We start from the raw sequence: 17,352 nt of genomic DNA on the forward strand, positions 1-17,352 counted from the left end.
GACTCTAGCACAGCTAGTACATAGTGTCAATCTATGGCAAAAGAAATAAAGAGCGTGACAGAAGTCAACGCCCTTATTCATTATAGCATGACGCTCTTTAATTCAACATAGCGTTCTAGCTTTCGCTTTACTCGTTGCAAGGCATTATCAATTGATTTCACATGGCGCTTAAGATCCACAGAAATCTCTTGATAAGTCCGACCATCTAAATAAAGCATAAGTACTTGTCGTTCTAACTCACTTAAAATCTCACTCATCTTACCTTCAATAAACGAAAATTCCTCTCTGTTTATTAAAAGCGCTTCAGGATCAGTGATTCGATTCCCACAAATAACATCCATTAACGTTCGATCAGACTCTTCGTCATACAACGGCTTGTCCAATGAAACGTATGAATTAAGCGGAATGTGTTTCTGTCTTGTTGCTGTTTTAATCGCCGTGATAATTTGTCTAGTGATACATAGTTCAGCAAAAGCCTTGAACGAAGATAGCTTGTCCCCATTAAAATCTCTCACTGCTTTATAAAGCCCAATCATTCCTTCTTGAACAATGTCTTCGTGATCTGCACCAATTAGAAAATAAGATCGCGCTTTTGCCCTCACAAAATTACGATATTTTCCAATCAAGTGCTCTAATGCAAGTGTATTGCCTGTTCGAACTTCGTTAATGAGCGAATCGTCTTCCCAGTTGACAAATGGATTTTCTTGAAACCTTACTGCGACTTCTTCTACTAGACCTGCACCCAAACTAATCACTCCTCGCGATTGCATAGACATAATGTTGTGAAAAGTTATACACATTATATAGCACATTTTTCTAGCAGGTCAACAGCTTATTTGTCTCCTCGACGCCATTTTTCAAAAATTTCAGCAACTTCCTCTGATAAGCTAATTTTCGACGATTCCTGCACTAATTTTGTCTTTTGTACCATCTTGTTGATTCGCTTTGAAGCAAGTTCCGTTTCCACCATTAGCTCATTTGCTGATTTCCGCAACGCTCCACTACCAAATATAACCGACTGCTCTGCCATATCAGAAGTAGCGACATAGATTGTTCGATCAATTCTTTTTAATTCCCGCGCTAGCTTTTCTATCCGTTCGTCTGCTGTTTCTTTATTCTTTGTATATAGTACATCCACTCTATGGGTATGATACACCTTTCCAATACCAGACACCATGTGTGCATCAAAGATGACTTTCACGTTAAAGCCAGTATAAGCTGCATATTCAGCGAGCATGTCAACAAGCTTGTCCCTTGCTTGACCTAAATCTTTTACTTTAAGGCGCTGCAATACAGGCCACGCTCCGATCATGTTATAGCCATCAACGAGCAGAATGTTCATCTTAGTTTAGTCCTTTTCGTTTCCTGAACACTTCATACATTAGTAGACTTGCAGCAACCGAAGCATTGAGAGACGTCACATGACCAACCATAGGGATTTGCAATAGAAAGTCACACTTCTCTTTCACTAATCGACTAATCCCTTTTCCTTCACTGCCAATGACAAGACCTAACGGCATATCAAAAGAACCTTGATGGTAATCTTGTTCACCTTTTGCATCGGTACCTGCAAACCATAAGCCACGTTTCTTTAAATCATCCATTGTTCTTGGAATATTTGTCACACGTACAACTGGAATATACTCAATGGCACCCGTTGAAGATTTTGCCACCGTTTGTGTGAGGCCAACTGCACGTCGCTTCGGGATGATAATACCGTGTGCCCCAACGGCGTCAGCTGTTCGCATAATCGAACCTAGGTTATGTGGGTCTTCAATTTCATCAAGGATAAGAAAGAACGGTTCTTCCCCTTTCTCTTTCGCTTTCCCGAACAGATCATCTATTTCCGCATACCGATAGGCAGCAATTGAAGCGACAACACCTTGGTGATTTTGGTGCCCAACTAGTTGATCAAGCTTCTTTTTAGGGGCAGTTTGTACAAGAATATTTTTTTCCTTTGCTGACTGAATAATCGAGGTCATTTGACCACGCTGCGATCCTTCCCCAATCCATACTTTATGAATCTCTCTTCCCGATTTTAATGACTCAATGACCGGGTTTTTTCCTGTCACAAACTCACTTTGGGGATCATTCACTGGCTCAGCTGGTTGTTGTGGTCGTGGTCGTTTTCGTTGATTTAACTGAGGTTTTTCTTTTTTCACGTTTGTCCGTTCTTTCTTTTTCATGAAGACTGCCCTCCTTTATCTTTAATAATTTGAATCGATTGACTTAGCAACTGTTCGAGTCGATCTGTTTCTTCAAGAACATATAAATAGCCTAAAAGCGCCTCAAATCCTGTTGAATTTTTGTAAGTTGCAACGTCTGTGTTTTTAGGGATTGTGTGTGATTTAGCATTTCTACCTCTTTTTATGACAGCAAAATCTGCGTCTGTCAACAAACCCCGATTCTCTAATTCATGCAGAATGTAAGACTGTGCCTTTGCGGAAACGTACGTCGTAGCTGCACGATGCAGCTTATTCGGACGTACTGCCCCTTCTTTGAGAAGCTCAAATCGAACACGCTTCTCAAAGACGGCATCCCCCATATAGGCTAAGGCTAAACCATTCAACTGTTTCCATTCCATTTTTGATTTCACGTTATCCTCGTTTCCACCTTACACCTTGAGGCGTATCTTCTAACAAGATTTTCTTTTCTTTTAATAGGTCTCGAATCTCATCTGCACGGGCAAAGTTTCTTGATTTTCGAGCTTCATTCCGTTCTTGGATAAGCGCTTCAACCTCATCATCTACCAGTTCCTCTGCATGAGTCAGTTCCAAGCCAAGTACGTTGCTTATCTCTTCAAACAGCTTCAAAAATGCTTCCAAAACGCGCTTAGATGTTTGCGCCTCGCTCGTATAAACGTTTGCTTCTTTAGCTAAATCAAATAGGACACTTATCGCATTTGCACTATTAAAATCATCATCCATTTCCTTTATAAAACGCTGTTTATAGGACGCAATCTTTTCCAACCAATCATCGATTTTTCCTAAATCCACCGTTTCATTTAAACGATGCTGGATATTTGTAACCGCATTTTTTAAACGGTCAAGACTTGTTACTGCACTTGTTAACAATTCGTCACTAAAGTTTATTGGCGTACGATAGTGAGTGGACAACATAAAGTAGCGCACGACTTCTGCCGGGAATTGTTGAATGATGTCATGTGCTAACACAAAGTTGCCAAGAGATTTCGACATTTTCTCGTTATTAATGTTAACAAATCCATTATGCATCCAATAATTTGCTAATGTTTTTCCTGTTAGTGCCTCTGATTGGGCAATTTCATTTTCATGATGGGGAAACGTTAAATCTTTTCCGCCTGCATGGATGTCGATGGTGTCACCTAAATTTTTTCGAATCATTGCTGAACATTCAATATGCCACCCAGGCCGTCCATTCCCCCATGGACTTTCCCACGATATTTCGTCTGGCTTAGCTGCTTTCCACAAAACGAAGTCAACCGCATCTTCTTTGCGTTCATCTACACCAATTCGTGCTCCACTTCGCAATTCATTTATTGATTGGCCCGAGAGCTTTCCGTAATCATCAAACTTCCTTGTTCGAAAATAAACATCCCCACCGGCTTCGTAAGCAAATCCTTTTTCTTCAAGTTGTTTAATAAAATCAATAATGTCATCCATTGTCTCGGTTACACGAGGATGAAGATCTGCTTTTTTTACATTTAATGCGGCAGTATCTGTGTGGTACGCTTCAATAAATCGTTCTGCTACATCAAAAACTTCTTCGCCAAGCTCTTGGGCAGCACGAATAATTTTATCATCGACGTCTGTGAAATTTGAGATGAACGTGACATCAAAACCACGATACGTTAAATAACGTCGGACCATATCGTACACAATAGGTGGCCTGGCATTTCCAATGTGTATAAAATTGTAAACTGTCGGCCCGCAGAAATACATCTTTACTTTTCCAGGAACCATCGGCTTAAATTCTTCTTTTTTATTCGTTAAGCTATTATAGATTCTTAACATGGTAAACTTCCTTTCCAATATCCGTTATGACTGCTTAATGGATTGACCCGTTTTTTTCCTCCGAAAGCCGAACACATTCATGTTTTAAACGCTGAATTTCTTTTTCCATTTCTGAAATACTGTCTGCAATGGGATCGGGTAATGAATGGTCTAATGTATGCGCTGAAGCAACTTTCTTTCCGTTTTTAATGACAATTTTCCCTGGAATACCAACAACAGTTGAATAGGCAGGCACTTCATTTAAAACAACTGAGCCTGCTCCGATTCGAGCTTGCTCACCAATTGTAAAAGACCCTAGCACTTTTGCTCCTGTGGCAATAAGTGCCCCGTCTTTCACTGTAGGATGCCTCTTGCCTTTTTCTTTCCCTGTACCGCCTAACGTGACTCCTTGAAAAATGGTGACATCGTTTCCTATCTCACATGTTTCACCAATGACAACACCCATACCATGATCAATAAAAAGTCTTTCTCCAATTTGGGCAGCAGGATGGATTTCTATACCCGTCAAAAAACGCGTAAACTGAGAAAGCAATCGAGCTAGGAAAAAACAGCCTCTTTTCCATAGCGCATGAGCGATGCGGTGCCCCCATACCGCATGCACACCTGAGTACGTAAAAATAATTTCTAATCGGTTTCTTGCTGCAGGATCTCGATCAAATACAACGTCTATGTCACTAAGCATGGTACGCATTAAACTCAAACAGTTCCCCTCCTTTTTGTCACAATAAAAAACCTCCGTACCTACAGTAGGTACAGAGGCACAAGATTGCACGGTTCCACTCTGTTTTCCAGGAAAGAACCTGGATCTCTCTAACCTTAACGTGGTCTGCCGCTCACTCCTACTACGCATATGCATTCAAAGCAAGACTCCTGGGTGCATGTTCAACACATTCCTTCTAAATGACTTCCAGCCCTTGGTCATTCTCTCTGTAAAATTCCTGTGCTTACTTTTCCCAATCATCATGTATAGCTATATGTTATTGTTGGACCGCTTCTTGTAAACGACTTGTCACTACCGCTTTGCCTAACAGCTCAATCGTATCTCCAAGCTCTGGTCCGTGGGTTTGACCGCTCACAGCCGCACGAATTGGCATAAATAATTTCTTTCCTTTTTGCCCTGTTGCTTTTTGTGTCGCTTTAATCGCCTTCTTAATCTCTGGCACTGTAAATTCTTCTAACTGGTCAAGTTCTTTCGCAAATTGCTCTAAGACTTCTGGTACTTGCTCTTCTGCTAGAACTGCTTTTGCGTCTTCTGTATAATCTACGTCTTTCTTGAAAAATTGTTCCGTTAGCGTGACAATCTCTGCACCGTACTGCATTTGCTCTTGATAAAGACCGATAAGACGCTTCGCCCATTCGAGACGCTCTTCACCCATATTTTCAGAAACACGACCACTTGAAATTAAGTGTGGTAGCGCTAAATCAATTACTTCATCAAGGTCTGCTTCTTTAATATACTGGTTGTTCATCCATGCAAGCTTATCCGTATCAAACACAGCAGGAGCTTTCGACACGCGGTCAAGTGTAAATTGTTCTTCTAATTGCTTTAATGTGAAGATCTCCTCTTCTCCCACTGGCGACCACCCTAATAAAGCTAAGAAGTTGACGATCGCTTCTGGCATATAGCCAAGCTCCTTATACTGTTCAACAAATTGAATAATCGATTCATCGCGCTTACTCATTTTCTGGCGATTCGGGTTAAGAATAAGGGACGCATGTGCAAAAGTTGGTACTTCCCAACCAAATGCTTCAAACAACAGAATCTGTCTTGGTGTATTCGATAAATGCTCTTCTCCGCGAATAACATGGCTAATCTTCATTAGGTGGTCATCCACAACAACCGCAAAATTATACATTGGCACGCCATCTTTACGAGCAATAACGAAATCGCCAATTCCATTCGAGTCAAACGACACTTCTTCACGTACAGAATCATGAAACGTAATCATCTGATCTTGTGGTACTTTAAAGCGGACAACAGGCTTGATTCCTTTCGCCTCGTATGCTTGACGCTGCTCTGCTGTTAAATCCCTATCACGGCCGCTATATTTTGGCATTTCCCCACGTGCTTTCTGCGCTTCACGTTCTGCTTCAAGCTCGTCTTCCGTCATATAACAATAATACGCTTTCCCTTCATCTACTAACTGCTGAATATAGTCTTTATAAAGATGAACACGCTCCATCGAGCGATAAGGACCGTATTCGCCGTGCTCTGTATCAACACTTTCATCCCACTGAATACCAAGCCATTTTAAGCTATCCATTAGTTTTTCAGTTGCCGTTTCAACATTTCTCGCTTGATCTGTATCTTCAATTCGAAGTACAAATGTCCCATTTGTATGCTTCGCCATTAAATAGTTAAACAATGCCGATCTCGCTCCGCCAATATGTAAATGCCCTGTTGGACTTGGAGCAAACCGTACCCGTACTTCTTTTGCCATGTCGTTGCACTCCTCTAGCTCTTATTCTGAATCATTCTAGCATGTTCTCCTACGAAAACAAAGGTGGATTACTTTTTTATTAGTAAAATAACCGCTTGCGCCGCAATACCCTCTTCGCGACCGACAAAGCCTAACTTTTCTGTCGTTGTTGCCTTTAATCCAACATTTGCAATGTCTGTTTCGAGCAATTGAGCAATTTGTTCTCGCATCGGATCAATATAAGGTGCCAGCTTAGGTTTTTGCGCCATAACCGTACAATCGACGTTTCCTAACGTGTACCCTGCTTCTTTTACCAATTTCCAAACATCTTGTAAAAGCACCTTTGAATCAGCATCCTTAAACGCATCATCGGTATCAGGGAAATGCTTCCCCAAGTCACCTGCCGCAATGGCTCCAAGGGCAGCATCGGTTATCGTGTGTAGCAGCACATCTGCGTCAGAATGACCAAGTAACCCTTTATCGTGAGGAATATCAATTCCTCCTAATAGAAGAGGCCGCCCCTCTACTAATTGATGCACATCATACCCTTGTCCGATTCGAATCATGTTCTCTGTTCTCCTTTGTTCTTATAATCGTCTCAGCAAATAATAGGTCTTCTGCTGTGGTTAATTTAATATTTAGGTAGTCACTCTCCACGATAGCGACACGCTTTCCTTGCCGTTCTAATAAACTAGCATCATCGGTCCCAAGAGCGTTAGCTGCTCTCGCTTGCTGGTGCGCATTTACAATTAAGTCATACTGAAAACCTTGTGGTGTTTGAGCAGCCCATAACTGAGTTCTCTGCACAGTTTCACACACTGTACCTTCTGTAACTTTTTTTATTGTATCTTTCACTGGAACAGCCGCAATGGCCCCACCTTGCTTTGCAGCTTCTGCCGCCACTGCATGAATAACCTTCTGAGAAACAAATGGCCGAGCCCCATCATGAATGAGTACAATCGTAGAAGGTTCCATTGCCTCAAGCGCTGCATACACACTATCTTGCCTTTCCTTCCCTCCAATAACAATCTGTTCAATTTTCTTTAAGGTAAACGATTGTACAAGGTTCTGCATCGTTTCTCTCTCTTCTTCACTGACAACGAGAATGATTCCTTTACAGCAGGTATCCTGTTCAAATAAACGTAAAGAATGAACAATAAGCGGTATTGCGTTTAGCTTAATAAGCTGTTTATTAAAACCAGCATTCATTCGTTTTCCTTGACCTGCAGCTAAGACAATTGCTTTATAATCCATCATAATCTCCTTCAATTATTCCTTATTCGTAGTTTACCATGGAAGCTACAATTGCTCAAAAAACCCGCCCTTTTTGAAGGACGGGTTTAAGAAATGGTTACTGTGCTTTTTCTAAAGACTTTGGCTTTGCAAAAATCATCCGACCGGCACTCGTTTGCAGTACACTTGTAACGGTCACATCTGTATGCTTATTAATCCACTCTCGCCCACCTTCAACGACAATCATTGTTCCATCATCTAAATAGGCGACGCCTTGGTGATGTTCTTTTCCTTCTTTAATTACATGAACGCTTAAGACCTCTCCAGGTAAAACGACTGGCTTTACTGCATTGGCTAAATCATTAATGTTTAACACTTGTACACCTTGCAGTTCACACACTTTATTCAGGTTAAAGTCATTTGTAACAACCATTCCAGATGTTACTTTTGCTAACTTTACAAGCTTGCTATCGACCTCTTGTATCTCTTCGAAATCCCCTTCATAGATCTCCACATCAATAGGGAGCTCTTTTTGAATGCGATTTAATATATCAAGACCTCTTCTACCCCGATTTCGTTTTAATGCATCGGATGAGTCAGCAATATATTGCAATTCATCTAGTACAAATTGCGGAATAACAAGCGTCCCTTCTAAAAACCCTGTTTGACAAATGTCGGCGATTCGTCCATCAATAATGACGCTCGTATCAAGAATCTTCAGATGTTGACCTTGCTTACCCTCATTCTCTTCCTGGTCTTTTTTCTTTTGATTGTCTCGCTCTCTTGGAATACGCATGGATTGGATGAATTGAACCATATCATCACGCTTTTTAAAGCCAATTTGGAAGCCAAGATAGCCAACCAAAATGGTAATAAAACTTGGCAAGATGTTACTGATGACAAGTAAATTTAATGCATTTAACGGCGTACCAGCTAGATACCCAACAATTAAGCCGATAATAAGACCTATTGATCCAGTTATAACGTCTGCTATTGGCGCTTTCACTATCGTTTCTTCGACCATTTTGAAAAAATTAACAATATAACGTGCGATAAACAACGATACGATAAAAAATAGTAGTGCACCGATGGTCGCTCCTGTATATGGGGTATCTAACCAAGTGGGTACGTTATAGCCTGTCGCATCGAATAACTCCGGAATAAAAAAGATACCTAAAGTAGCTCCGGCTAGTATAAAAAAGATTTGAATAATCCATTTAAGCATGCATGTATACACCTCCTTGTAGCTATTATAGACAAGTATACAACTCTCAAACCTAGCAAACTGTATTTCCCACAAAAAAACATGAAATCTTGAATTATACAAGATTAACGTTTTAATTTAGACACAAAAAGAAGGGTTCTCCCCTTCTTTTTGTTTAAATGTGTCGGTCGACAAACAACTGTTCCTGTATACGACTTAAACCGTTTTTAATCATTTTTGCCCGCGCTTCACCAATTCCATCAACTTCGTCCAGTTGCTCAACCGTTGCTACCATAACGCTTGATAAGTGACCATATTCATTAATAACATTTTCAATAATTTGAGACGGCAATCTCGGAATACGGTGCAAGATTCTGTACCCTCTAGGCGAAGCTGCTTGATCAAGAATATTCGTTGCTCGTCCAAACCCTAGCGCTTTGATGATCGCTTGTTCATCGAGCAAATCTTCATTCAATAAACTCGTTAAATCTGCTAATGTTTTCGTAACGTCTTGATGGCGATCTTTTGAATAATCTTTTAACAAATGGATGGCTTCTTGCTCGGTATTGGATACAAGCTCCTTGAGCTGCATCGTAATGAGACGCCCTTCGTCGCCTAACTCCAAAATAAAGTTTTGAATTTCTTGCTTAATGCGTAACACCATTTGAATTCGATGAATCACTTGTACCACATCGCTATACGTTACAAGCTGCTCAAATTCCATAGCTCCTAAATTCGTAATACTTTGATCCAGTACAGCACGATATTTTTCTAGTGTCTGAATGGCTTGATTTGCTTTTGTCAAAATGACACCAATGTCCTTTAGTGCATATCGGTGCTCACCTTGATAAAGTGTAATCACATTTCTTCTTTGAGAGATGGAGATTGTTAGATTCCCTGTTTGCTTTGCGACACGTTCAGCAGACCGATGGCGAATTCCCGTTTCACTTGATGTAATATTGTTGTTAGGAACAAGCTGGGTATTTGCATACAAAATTCGTTTTCCGTCTTCACTTAGAATAATGGCACCATCCATCTTTGCTAACTCATATAAATAAGCGGGTGAAAAATCACTATTGATAAAAAAGCCACCATCAACAATATTCATCATTTCATTGTTATAGCCTAGGACAATCAAGCCACCTGTATTGGCACGCAATACATTATCAATCCCTGCTCGCAAAGGGGTTCCAGGCGCCACTAATTTTAATATATTCTGGATAAAAGCTGTTCGATTTCTTTCTTCCATTCTCTCTACCTCCCTAATGCAACATCGAGCGCTTTATCAAGAGTTGGAACACCTACGACCTCAATGCCATCTGGTACGGTCCAACCACCTAAATTCTTTTCCGGTATAATAACTCGTTTAAAACCTAGTTTAAATGCTTCATTAACTCGTTGTTCAATTCTCGATACTCGTCTAATCTCACCGGTCAGTCCCACTTCACCAATGGCTACATCCATCGGTTCTGTAGGCTGATTACGAAAGCTTGATGCGATACTCAATGCAATAGCAAGATCAATGGCTGGCTCATCTAGCTTCACACCACCGGCAACCTTTAAATAGGCGTCTTGGTTTTGTAAAAGCATCCCTACCCGCTTTTCAAGAACAGCCATTATGAGAGATACCCGGTTGTGATCTAAGCCTGTTGCCATCCTTCTTGGATTCCCAAAGCCCATCGGGGAGATTAATGCTTGTAATTCAACAAGAACAGGTCGGGTTCCTTCCATCGATGCCACCACAACCGAGCCAGCTGCTCCTTGTGACCGTTCCTCAAGAAAGATTTCTGATGGGTTCAAGACTTCCTCTAAACCAAGCTCTTTCATTTCGAAAATACCCATTTCATTTGTGGAGCCAAATCGATTTTTCACCGCTCTTAAAATACGGTACGTGTGGTGTCGTTCCCCTTCAAAATACAAGACCGAGTCTACCATATGCTCAAGCAGCTTCGGACCTGCGATGGATCCTTGTTTTGTCACATGCCCAACAATAAAGACTGCGGTGCCTCTTGTTTTAGCAATGCGCATAAACGTCGCTGTGCATTCGCGCACTTGCGCAACACTTCCTGGAGCAGAGGTTATATCCTCTTGATACACGGTTTGAATCGAATCAATAATAACTAACGAAGGATGCACTTCATCAATAGCTTGTTCAATGAGTGACACATCTGTCTCAGCGAGTACGTATAAATCTTCAGAAGTTAGTTCTAAGCGATCTGCTCTTAGCTTCGTTTGTTTAACCGACTCTTCTCCTGAAATATAAAGAACTCGTTCTTTCGTATTTGCTAATTTCGCAGATAGTTGCAATAGTAGCGTTGACTTTCCAATACCCGGGTCGCCACCTACTAAAACAAGTGAACCCGGAACGATGCCTCCACCAAGCACTCGGTTTAATTCTGGCATCGTTGTGCTAACCCGAGGCTCTTTTTCCCCTACCACTTTAGTAATAGGCTGTGCTTTATGCACAGTCGTTCCAGATGTTACATAACTTCTTGAACGCTGTTTCTCTTGAACGGCTTTTTCTTCAACGAGGGTATTCCAACTTTGACACCCTGGACACTTCCCCATCCACTTCGCTGACTCATAGCCACATTCTTGACAGACAAACTTTGTTTTTACTTTTGCCATCGCTTATTCCTCCGTTATATTCCACTACGCCAAGTGTACCAAAAACAAGGAAAAAACGCTTGATTTTTAAAAAAACCGGAGGCGAAATGTCCTCCGGTTTACCTAAATTATACGCTTGTTTCTTCTTTTGCTTCTACAGCAAGCTCTCCGTCTTTTACATAAATCACGGCTTTTTGTCCTTTAACAATCGTTCCTTTTAGCAATTCCTCAGACAAACGATCCTCTACTTCTTTTTGAAGTGCACGACGTAACGGGCGAGCACCATATTCAGGATCATAACCAGCCTCAGTAATTTTATCTTTTGCCTCTTCTGTTAGTTCAAAATCAATACCTTGTTCAGATAAGCGTTGTTTCAACTGATCCGCCATCATCGTAATGATTTCACGAACATGTTTTTTCTCAAGAGAATGGAACACAACGATTTCGTCGATTCGGTTTAAAAATTCAGGTCTAAAGCTGTTTTTAAGCTCAGACATAACCCGATCCTTCATGTCTTTATATTCTTGACCTTCTGTTTCCGTTGAGAAGCCAAGATATTTATTCCGTTTTAATTGAGAAGCGCCAACGTTTGACGTCATAATCACAGCCGTATTTCTGAAGTCAACCGTTCTCCCTTTCGAATCGGTTAAACGACCATCCTCTAAGACTTGTAGCAAGATGTTGAACACATCAGGATGCGCTTTTTCGATTTCGTCTAATAAAATCACGGAATAAGGTTTACGACGAATTTTTTCTGTTAATTGACCGCCTTCTTCGTGTCCAACGTAGCCAGGAGGAGAACCAACAAGACGACTCGTTGCGTGCTTCTCCATATACTCTGACATATCAATACGAATAACGGAATCTTCGTCACCGAATAACGTCTCTGCCACTGCACGAGCTAATTCCGTTTTACCTACACCCGTTGGCCCTAGGAAGATAAACGATCCAATGGGACGCTTCGGATCTTTTAAACCAGCTCTCGCACGACGCACCGCTTTTGAAATGGATTTAACGGCTTCTTCCTGACCAACAATCCGATCATGCAGAATGCTTTCCATTTTCAACAAACGTTCTGTCTCTTCTTCCGCTAGCTTCGAAACCGGAATTCCTGTCCAGCTCGCTACAACTTGAGCAATATCTTCAACAACAACTTCGGTATTCTCCTGACCTTGCTTTTTCTTCCACTCATTCTTCATCTCTTCAAGCTCTTCACGAAGACGTTGCTCAGAATCACGGAGAGAAGCCGCTTTTTCAAACTCTTGGCTTTGTACAGAAGCATCTTTTTCTTTTCGCGTTTCTTCTAATTTCGCTTCTAATTCTTTTAAATTAGGAGGTGCTGTATATGAACGTAAACGTACTTTTGACGCCGCTTCATCAATTAAGTCAATCGCTTTATCTGGTAGAAAGCGATCCGAAATGTAACGGTCTGAAAGCTTTACCGCTTCTTCTACAGCACTATCTGTAATGGTTACACGGTGATGAGCTTCGTAACGGTCACGCAAGCCGTACAAAATTTGAATGGATTCATCCAAGGTTGGCTCATCTACTTGAATCGGTTGGAAGCGTCGTTCAAGTGCAGCATCCTTCTCAATGTACTTGCGGTACTCATCAAGGGTGGTAGCACCAATACATTGTAATTCGCCACGAGCTAATGACGGTTTTAAAATGTTGGAAGCATCAATCGCTCCTTCTGCACCGCCTGCTCCAATGAGTGTGTGCAGTTCATCAATAAATAAGATAACATTACCTGCTTGACGAATTTCGTCCATCACCTTTTTCAAACGATCTTCAAATTCACCACGGTATTTGGTTCCAGCTACTACCGTTCCCATATCCAGGGTCATTACACGCTTATTTCGTAACGTTTCAGGCACTTCATTCGCGATAATACTTTGAGCAAGACCTTCTGCAATCGCCGTTTTACCTACACCCGGCTCGCCGATTAGAACAGGGTTGTTTTTCGTACGGCGACTTAATACTTGAATCACTCGCTCTATTTCTTTCCCTCGCCCGATAACAGGATCAAGGGTTTCTTCACGGGCGATAGCCGTTAAATCACGAGCTAAGCTATCCAATGTTGGTGTATTTGCATTAGCAGCTGAGCCATTAGCCTGTGCTGAACTACCACCCTCATTGCTACCGAGAAGTTGTAACACTTGCTGTCTTGCTTTATTCAGACTCACACCAAGGTTATTTAGAACTCGTGCCGCAACACCTTCTCCTTCACGAATTAACCCTAACAAGATATGTTCAGTACCTACATAGGAATGGCCAAGCTTTCTAGCCTCATCCATTGAAAGCTCAATTACTTTTTTCGCACGAGGGGTATAGTGTGGCGTGCTGTGTATACTCTTTTGTCCTTCTTGACCTTTTCCTACCAGCCCCTCCACTTCTTTTTGTAATTTATCTGAACCAAGTCCTAGCTGTTGTAAAGCCTTTGCCGCAATTCCTTCTCCTTCGCGAATTAAGCCTAAGAGAATGTGCTCTGTTCCAATATTGTGGTGACTTAAACGAATTGCCTCTTCTTGTGAAAGCGCTAATACCTTCTGTGCACGCTCAGAAAATCTTCCAAACATCATAAATGATGACACCTCCAAAGGATTGTATTACTAGTTCATGTATTCTAGCTTTAATCGTTCTCTAATTAAGGTTGCTCGCCTTTCGTCTCTTTGTTCAGGAGACAATACCGTTTCTGCGTACCTTTGCAAAAAGCCAGGCTGCGTGACAATCATGAGTTCATTTAAAATGCTTGCAGAAATGCCCTCAATCATGCCTAAGTCAATACCCAGTCTTACATCAGAGAGCCTTCTCGTTGCTTCTTTAGAGTCAATAATATGACTATGAGAAAGCACTCCTAATGACCGGTGAACGCGATCTGTTAACTTCAAATGCGAGTGATCCAATAAGGACCCTCTAGCAGCACGTTCTTGTTGAATTAATTGCTTCACCACGCCCTGTAGGTCCTCAATAATATCTTGCTCTGACTTCCCTAAAGTCATTTGATTGGATATTTGAAAAAGGTTCCCTAATGCTTCGCTACCTTCTCCATAAATTCCTCTAACCACCAGACCTAGTTGATTAATTGCCGGCAAGATTCGCTGTAGCTGTTGAGTGATGGCAAGAGCCGGTAGATGCATCATGACAGATGCTCTCATCCCTGTTCCAACATTTGTCGGACAACTCGTTAAGTACCCGTATTGTCTATCGTATGCATAAGTTAGGTGAGACTCCATCCAATCATCTAAAGAACTTGCAGCTTGGTACGTATGGTCCAAGTCAAAACCCGCTGTTAGCACTTGAATTCGAATATGATCTTCTTCATTTACCATGATACTTACCGATTCATCTTCACTTAACAAGACCGCACCGTGTTTTGATTGCTCAGCCAAGTGAGGACTAATTAAATGTTTTTCGACAAGAATTCGTTTATCGTTCGTTTTCATTTCGTCCATAGTTAGCATCTCTGCGTTTCCAAGAGCACTTGTTTGAGTGGAAGCTAGCGCCTCCTTTATAAATTGAGAGGCGGTGTACGCTTCTTCCTTTGAGGAAAGAATAGGGAAGGTAAAGGCATTCATATTTCTTGCTAATCGTATTCGACTACTTAAAACAATATCCGATTCAATCCCGTCTTTCTTCATCCAAGGGCTAATCGCATGTTCTAAAAATTGATTTAAGCTCACCCCTCTTCCCCTCCTTCCTTAGGAATGTCTTTTTGCTTTGTTAAAGCTCTTATTTCATCACGTAATTCTGCAGCTTTCTCGAACTCTTCTTTTTGAATATGCTCATTTAGTATTTCTCGCATTTCTTCAATTCGCTGTTCAATCTGAATGGTTTCCCCAATGCGTTTGGGAATCTTACCACTATGCTTACTGTTTCCACCATGTACTCTTCTAAAAACAGAGGAAAGTTTTGGTGAATACGTCTCATAACAGCTTGCACAACCAAAACGACCAATATGAAGGAATTTCTCATAACTAAGTCCACAATTTGGACACGTTAATTCAGCTTTTGCACTTTGATCTCGTTGTGTAGCATTGCTATCGTCTGTATTGAATAAGCCTGAAAAAAGGTGATGGATCGAGAAACTGTCTGTCCCTGGTATCGCCTCGCCTTTTTCTCTTGCACACTGTTCACATACGTGCATCTCTGTTTTCTTTCCGTTAATAATTTTTGTAAAATGCAGTGTAGCTTGCCGCATATTACATTCTTGGCACACCATGATGATCACCTCTCAACTAGTGATTTTCCGTATATTTGAGCGTCTCTATCATTGCTTTTAAAAGATTAGCACGAACTTCATCTCGATGTTCTATTGTGGATTTGTAAAGCTCTCTCTCTAATATGCTAGACATGATTTTCGCCTCGCGTTTTGTAATCGCCTCTTCTTCATAAAGACGAAACACAATATTTTGCGCGGTTTGTTGGTCAATTTTCAAGCCAATTAAACTTTGCATATGATTAAATAAAGCGGCATCCTCATGTGACTCTACTTTCGTGATGCGAATATAACCGCCACCACCTCGCTTACTTTCCACTATATACCCTTTTTCCAAAGTAAAACGCGTACTAATTACATAATTAATTTGGGATGGCACACATTGAAACTGTTTCGCCAGTTCACTCCGCTTTATTTCCAACAATTCTTTTCCGCTACGAGTCAATGTCATTTTTAAATATTGTTCAATTAAGTCCGTTATATTACTCATCAATCAACCCTCCTAGGAAAGGACAACATTGACTTTGACTATATTTGACTATTAATAGCTTTATTATAAGCTGTTTAATTAAAAACTTCAACAACTAACTATCTCTATTATGACCAAGCCGACATCTTCTAGACTAGATTCCACTATCTTGTTTTAATTTTTTTTAAAAGGGTATTGTTTTTCCTGTTAGGAAGGTGCATATTTATGCGAGTGTACATGTTAAAACGCGAACAACTGTTAGCTATCTCTCTAGATGATGCTTGGGCTTTTTTTTCTAGTGCTGAAAATCTCCAAGCTATTACACCGAGTTATATGAAATTCACAATTACCAATTCTCCTGGAGAGCACATTTATCCAGGACAACTAATTACGTATAAGGTTAGCCCTCTACTTTCTATTCCTTTAACGTGGATAACGGAAATTACTCAAGTAGTCGACCAATCTTATTTTATTGATGAACAACGATTTGGACCATTTAAGCTATGGCACCACCAGCATCATTTTTCAGAAACAGAAAAAGGTGTGAAGATGACTGACATCGTCCATTACAGCTTACCTTTTCACTTTATTGGACAGCTTGCACATTCGATAACCGTCAAGAGTCGATTAGAAGAAATTTTTGAGTATCGCTATAACATATTAGAAGAGAGGTTCAATAAGAAAACTGCGAATCACTTGTCTTAAACGGCTGCTTACTAAACGAAAAACCGCTTCACTGTGCGATCTGCATATGCCGAAGCGCAGCTCTTTTGGGCCTTTCTTTCTACGCAAAAACAGACACCTTTTCAGGTGTCTTTCTCATTGCCTGGCAACGTCCTACTGCTCCACGGTGGTTTTCTTCGAGGACGTTCCTCTCGTTGATAGATCCCCGATGCTTCCCATGAAGCTTTTACGAAAACAACCCTTTCGTCTCACTGGGGAAGCACGCTGCTTTCCTTTGATGTTTTTTCATGGTGTTCTTTTTTATTGTGCTCGTTTCATATGATTACTTTTTTGTTTGGCTCGCTTCTGCCGAAGCGTAGCTCTTTTGCGCTTTTCTTTCTACGCAAAAAAAGACACCTTTTCAGGTGTCTTCTGATTGCCTGGCAACGTCCTACTCTCACAGGGGGAAGCCCCCAACTACCATCGGCGCAAAAGAGCTTAACGACCGTGTTCGGCATGGGAACGGGTGTGACCTCTTTGCTATT

General features: G+C 41.1%; 17 protein-coding genes, 1 rRNA gene and 1 other annotated feature. Of the genes, 1 reads left to right on the forward strand and 17 read right to left on the reverse strand.

Translation table 11 applies throughout. The annotated features are described in order from the left end of the window. Nucleotides 1-80: 80 nt before the first annotated feature. From sigH to BK583_RS20360, 16 genes are all read right to left on the reverse strand, one after another. Nucleotides 81-746, reverse strand: coding sequence for an RNA polymerase sporulation sigma factor SigH (sigH, locus tag BK583_RS20285; RefSeq protein ID WP_038475763.1), 666 nt, complete (start codon nt 744-746; stop codon nt 81-83). Between the two features lie 86 nt (nt 747-832). Beyond that, complete coding sequence (locus BK583_RS20290) at nt 833-1,342, reverse strand: NYN domain-containing protein (protein WP_055736635.1); 510 nt, start codon at nt 1,340-1,342, stop codon at nt 833-835. A 1-nt stretch (nt 1,343) separates the two neighbouring features. Beyond that, nucleotides 1,344-2,186 carry a 23S rRNA (guanosine(2251)-2'-O)-methyltransferase RlmB gene (rlmB, locus tag BK583_RS20295; protein ID WP_078440281.1) on the reverse strand — a complete coding sequence of 281 codons (843 nt, stop codon included), beginning with the start codon at nt 2,184-2,186 and terminating at the stop codon, nt 1,344-1,346. Next, nucleotides 2,183-2,584 (reverse strand): Mini-ribonuclease 3, encoded by a 402-nt coding sequence (locus BK583_RS20300; RefSeq protein ID WP_038484994.1) that lies wholly within the window; start codon nt 2,582-2,584, stop codon nt 2,183-2,185. The genes rlmB and BK583_RS20300 overlap by 4 nt, the downstream gene beginning before the upstream one ends. 13 nt (nt 2,585-2,597) lie before the next feature. Further along, complete coding sequence (cysS, locus tag BK583_RS20305) at nt 2,598-3,992, reverse strand: cysteine--tRNA ligase (protein WP_055736634.1); 1,395 nt, start codon at nt 3,990-3,992, stop codon at nt 2,598-2,600. A gap of 34 nt (nt 3,993-4,026) precedes the next feature. After that, entirely contained in the window at nt 4,027-4,683 is a 657-nt protein-coding gene (cysE, locus tag BK583_RS20310) for a serine O-acetyltransferase (protein WP_038484991.1), read from the reverse strand. 60 nt (nt 4,684-4,743) lie between these two features. After that, nucleotides 4,744-4,962, reverse strand: a binding site (T-box leader). A gap of 7 nt (nt 4,963-4,969) precedes the next feature. Beyond that, entirely contained in the window at nt 4,970-6,433 is a 1,464-nt protein-coding gene (gene gltX / locus BK583_RS20315; protein WP_055736633.1) for a glutamate--tRNA ligase, read from the reverse strand. A gap of 68 nt (nt 6,434-6,501) precedes the next feature. Further along, entirely contained in the window at nt 6,502-6,978 is a 477-nt protein-coding gene (gene ispF, locus BK583_RS20320; RefSeq protein WP_055736632.1) for a 2-C-methyl-D-erythritol 2,4-cyclodiphosphate synthase, read from the reverse strand. Beyond that, nucleotides 6,953-7,666 (reverse strand): 2-C-methyl-D-erythritol 4-phosphate cytidylyltransferase, encoded by a 714-nt coding sequence (ispD, locus tag BK583_RS20325; RefSeq protein WP_055736631.1) that lies wholly within the window; start codon nt 7,664-7,666, stop codon nt 6,953-6,955. The genes ispF and ispD overlap by 26 nt, the downstream gene beginning before the upstream one ends. 97 nt (nt 7,667-7,763) lie before the next feature. Beyond that, on the reverse strand, nt 7,764-8,870 hold the full coding sequence (locus tag BK583_RS20330; RefSeq protein WP_055736630.1) for a PIN/TRAM domain-containing protein: 1,107 nt from the start codon (nt 8,868-8,870) through the stop codon (nt 7,764-7,766). A 154-nt stretch (nt 8,871-9,024) separates the two neighbouring features. Next, nucleotides 9,025-10,098: a DNA integrity scanning diadenylate cyclase DisA gene (disA, locus tag BK583_RS20335; protein WP_038475741.1), complete on the reverse strand. Its 1,074-nt coding sequence runs from the start codon at nt 10,096-10,098 to the stop codon at nt 9,025-9,027. A gap of 5 nt (nt 10,099-10,103) precedes the next feature. Continuing rightward, nucleotides 10,104-11,477 carry a DNA repair protein RadA gene (gene radA, locus BK583_RS20340; protein WP_055736629.1) on the reverse strand — a complete coding sequence of 458 codons (1,374 nt, stop codon included), beginning with the start codon at nt 11,475-11,477 and terminating at the stop codon, nt 10,104-10,106. Between the two features lie 107 nt (nt 11,478-11,584). Next, entirely contained in the window at nt 11,585-14,038 is a 2,454-nt protein-coding gene (gene clpC / locus BK583_RS20345) for an ATP-dependent protease ATP-binding subunit ClpC (protein ID WP_038475735.1), read from the reverse strand. Between the two features lie 30 nt (nt 14,039-14,068). Further along, the gene (gene mcsB, locus BK583_RS20350) at nt 14,069-15,139 is read right to left on the reverse strand and encodes a protein-arginine kinase McsB (protein WP_038475732.1); all 1,071 of its coding nucleotides are present in this window, start codon (nt 15,137-15,139) and stop codon (nt 14,069-14,071) included. Beyond that, nucleotides 15,136-15,678 (reverse strand): protein-arginine kinase activator protein McsA, encoded by a 543-nt coding sequence (gene mcsA / locus BK583_RS20355; RefSeq protein ID WP_038475729.1) that lies wholly within the window; start codon nt 15,676-15,678, stop codon nt 15,136-15,138. The genes mcsB and mcsA overlap by 4 nt, the downstream gene beginning before the upstream one ends. A gap of 16 nt (nt 15,679-15,694) precedes the next feature. Continuing rightward, complete coding sequence (locus BK583_RS20360) at nt 15,695-16,165, reverse strand: CtsR family transcriptional regulator (RefSeq protein WP_038475726.1); 471 nt, start codon at nt 16,163-16,165, stop codon at nt 15,695-15,697. A 204-nt stretch (nt 16,166-16,369) separates the two neighbouring features. Between BK583_RS20360 and BK583_RS20365 the strand changes: the two genes are divergently transcribed. Then, a complete protein-coding gene (locus BK583_RS20365; RefSeq protein WP_055736628.1) occupies nt 16,370-16,849 on the forward strand; it encodes an SRPBCC family protein in 480 nt (159 codons plus the stop codon). Nucleotides 16,850-17,245: 396 nt separating this feature from the next. On the opposite strand, the gene rrf is transcribed toward BK583_RS20365, so the two are convergent. Next, a 5S ribosomal RNA gene (gene rrf, locus BK583_RS20370) occupies nt 17,246-17,352 on the reverse strand; the annotation flags it as partial.

The organism is Shouchella oshimensis, assembly GCF_002019765.1.
GTDB lineage: Bacteria > Bacillota > Bacilli > Bacillales > Bacillaceae_D > Shouchella > Shouchella oshimensis.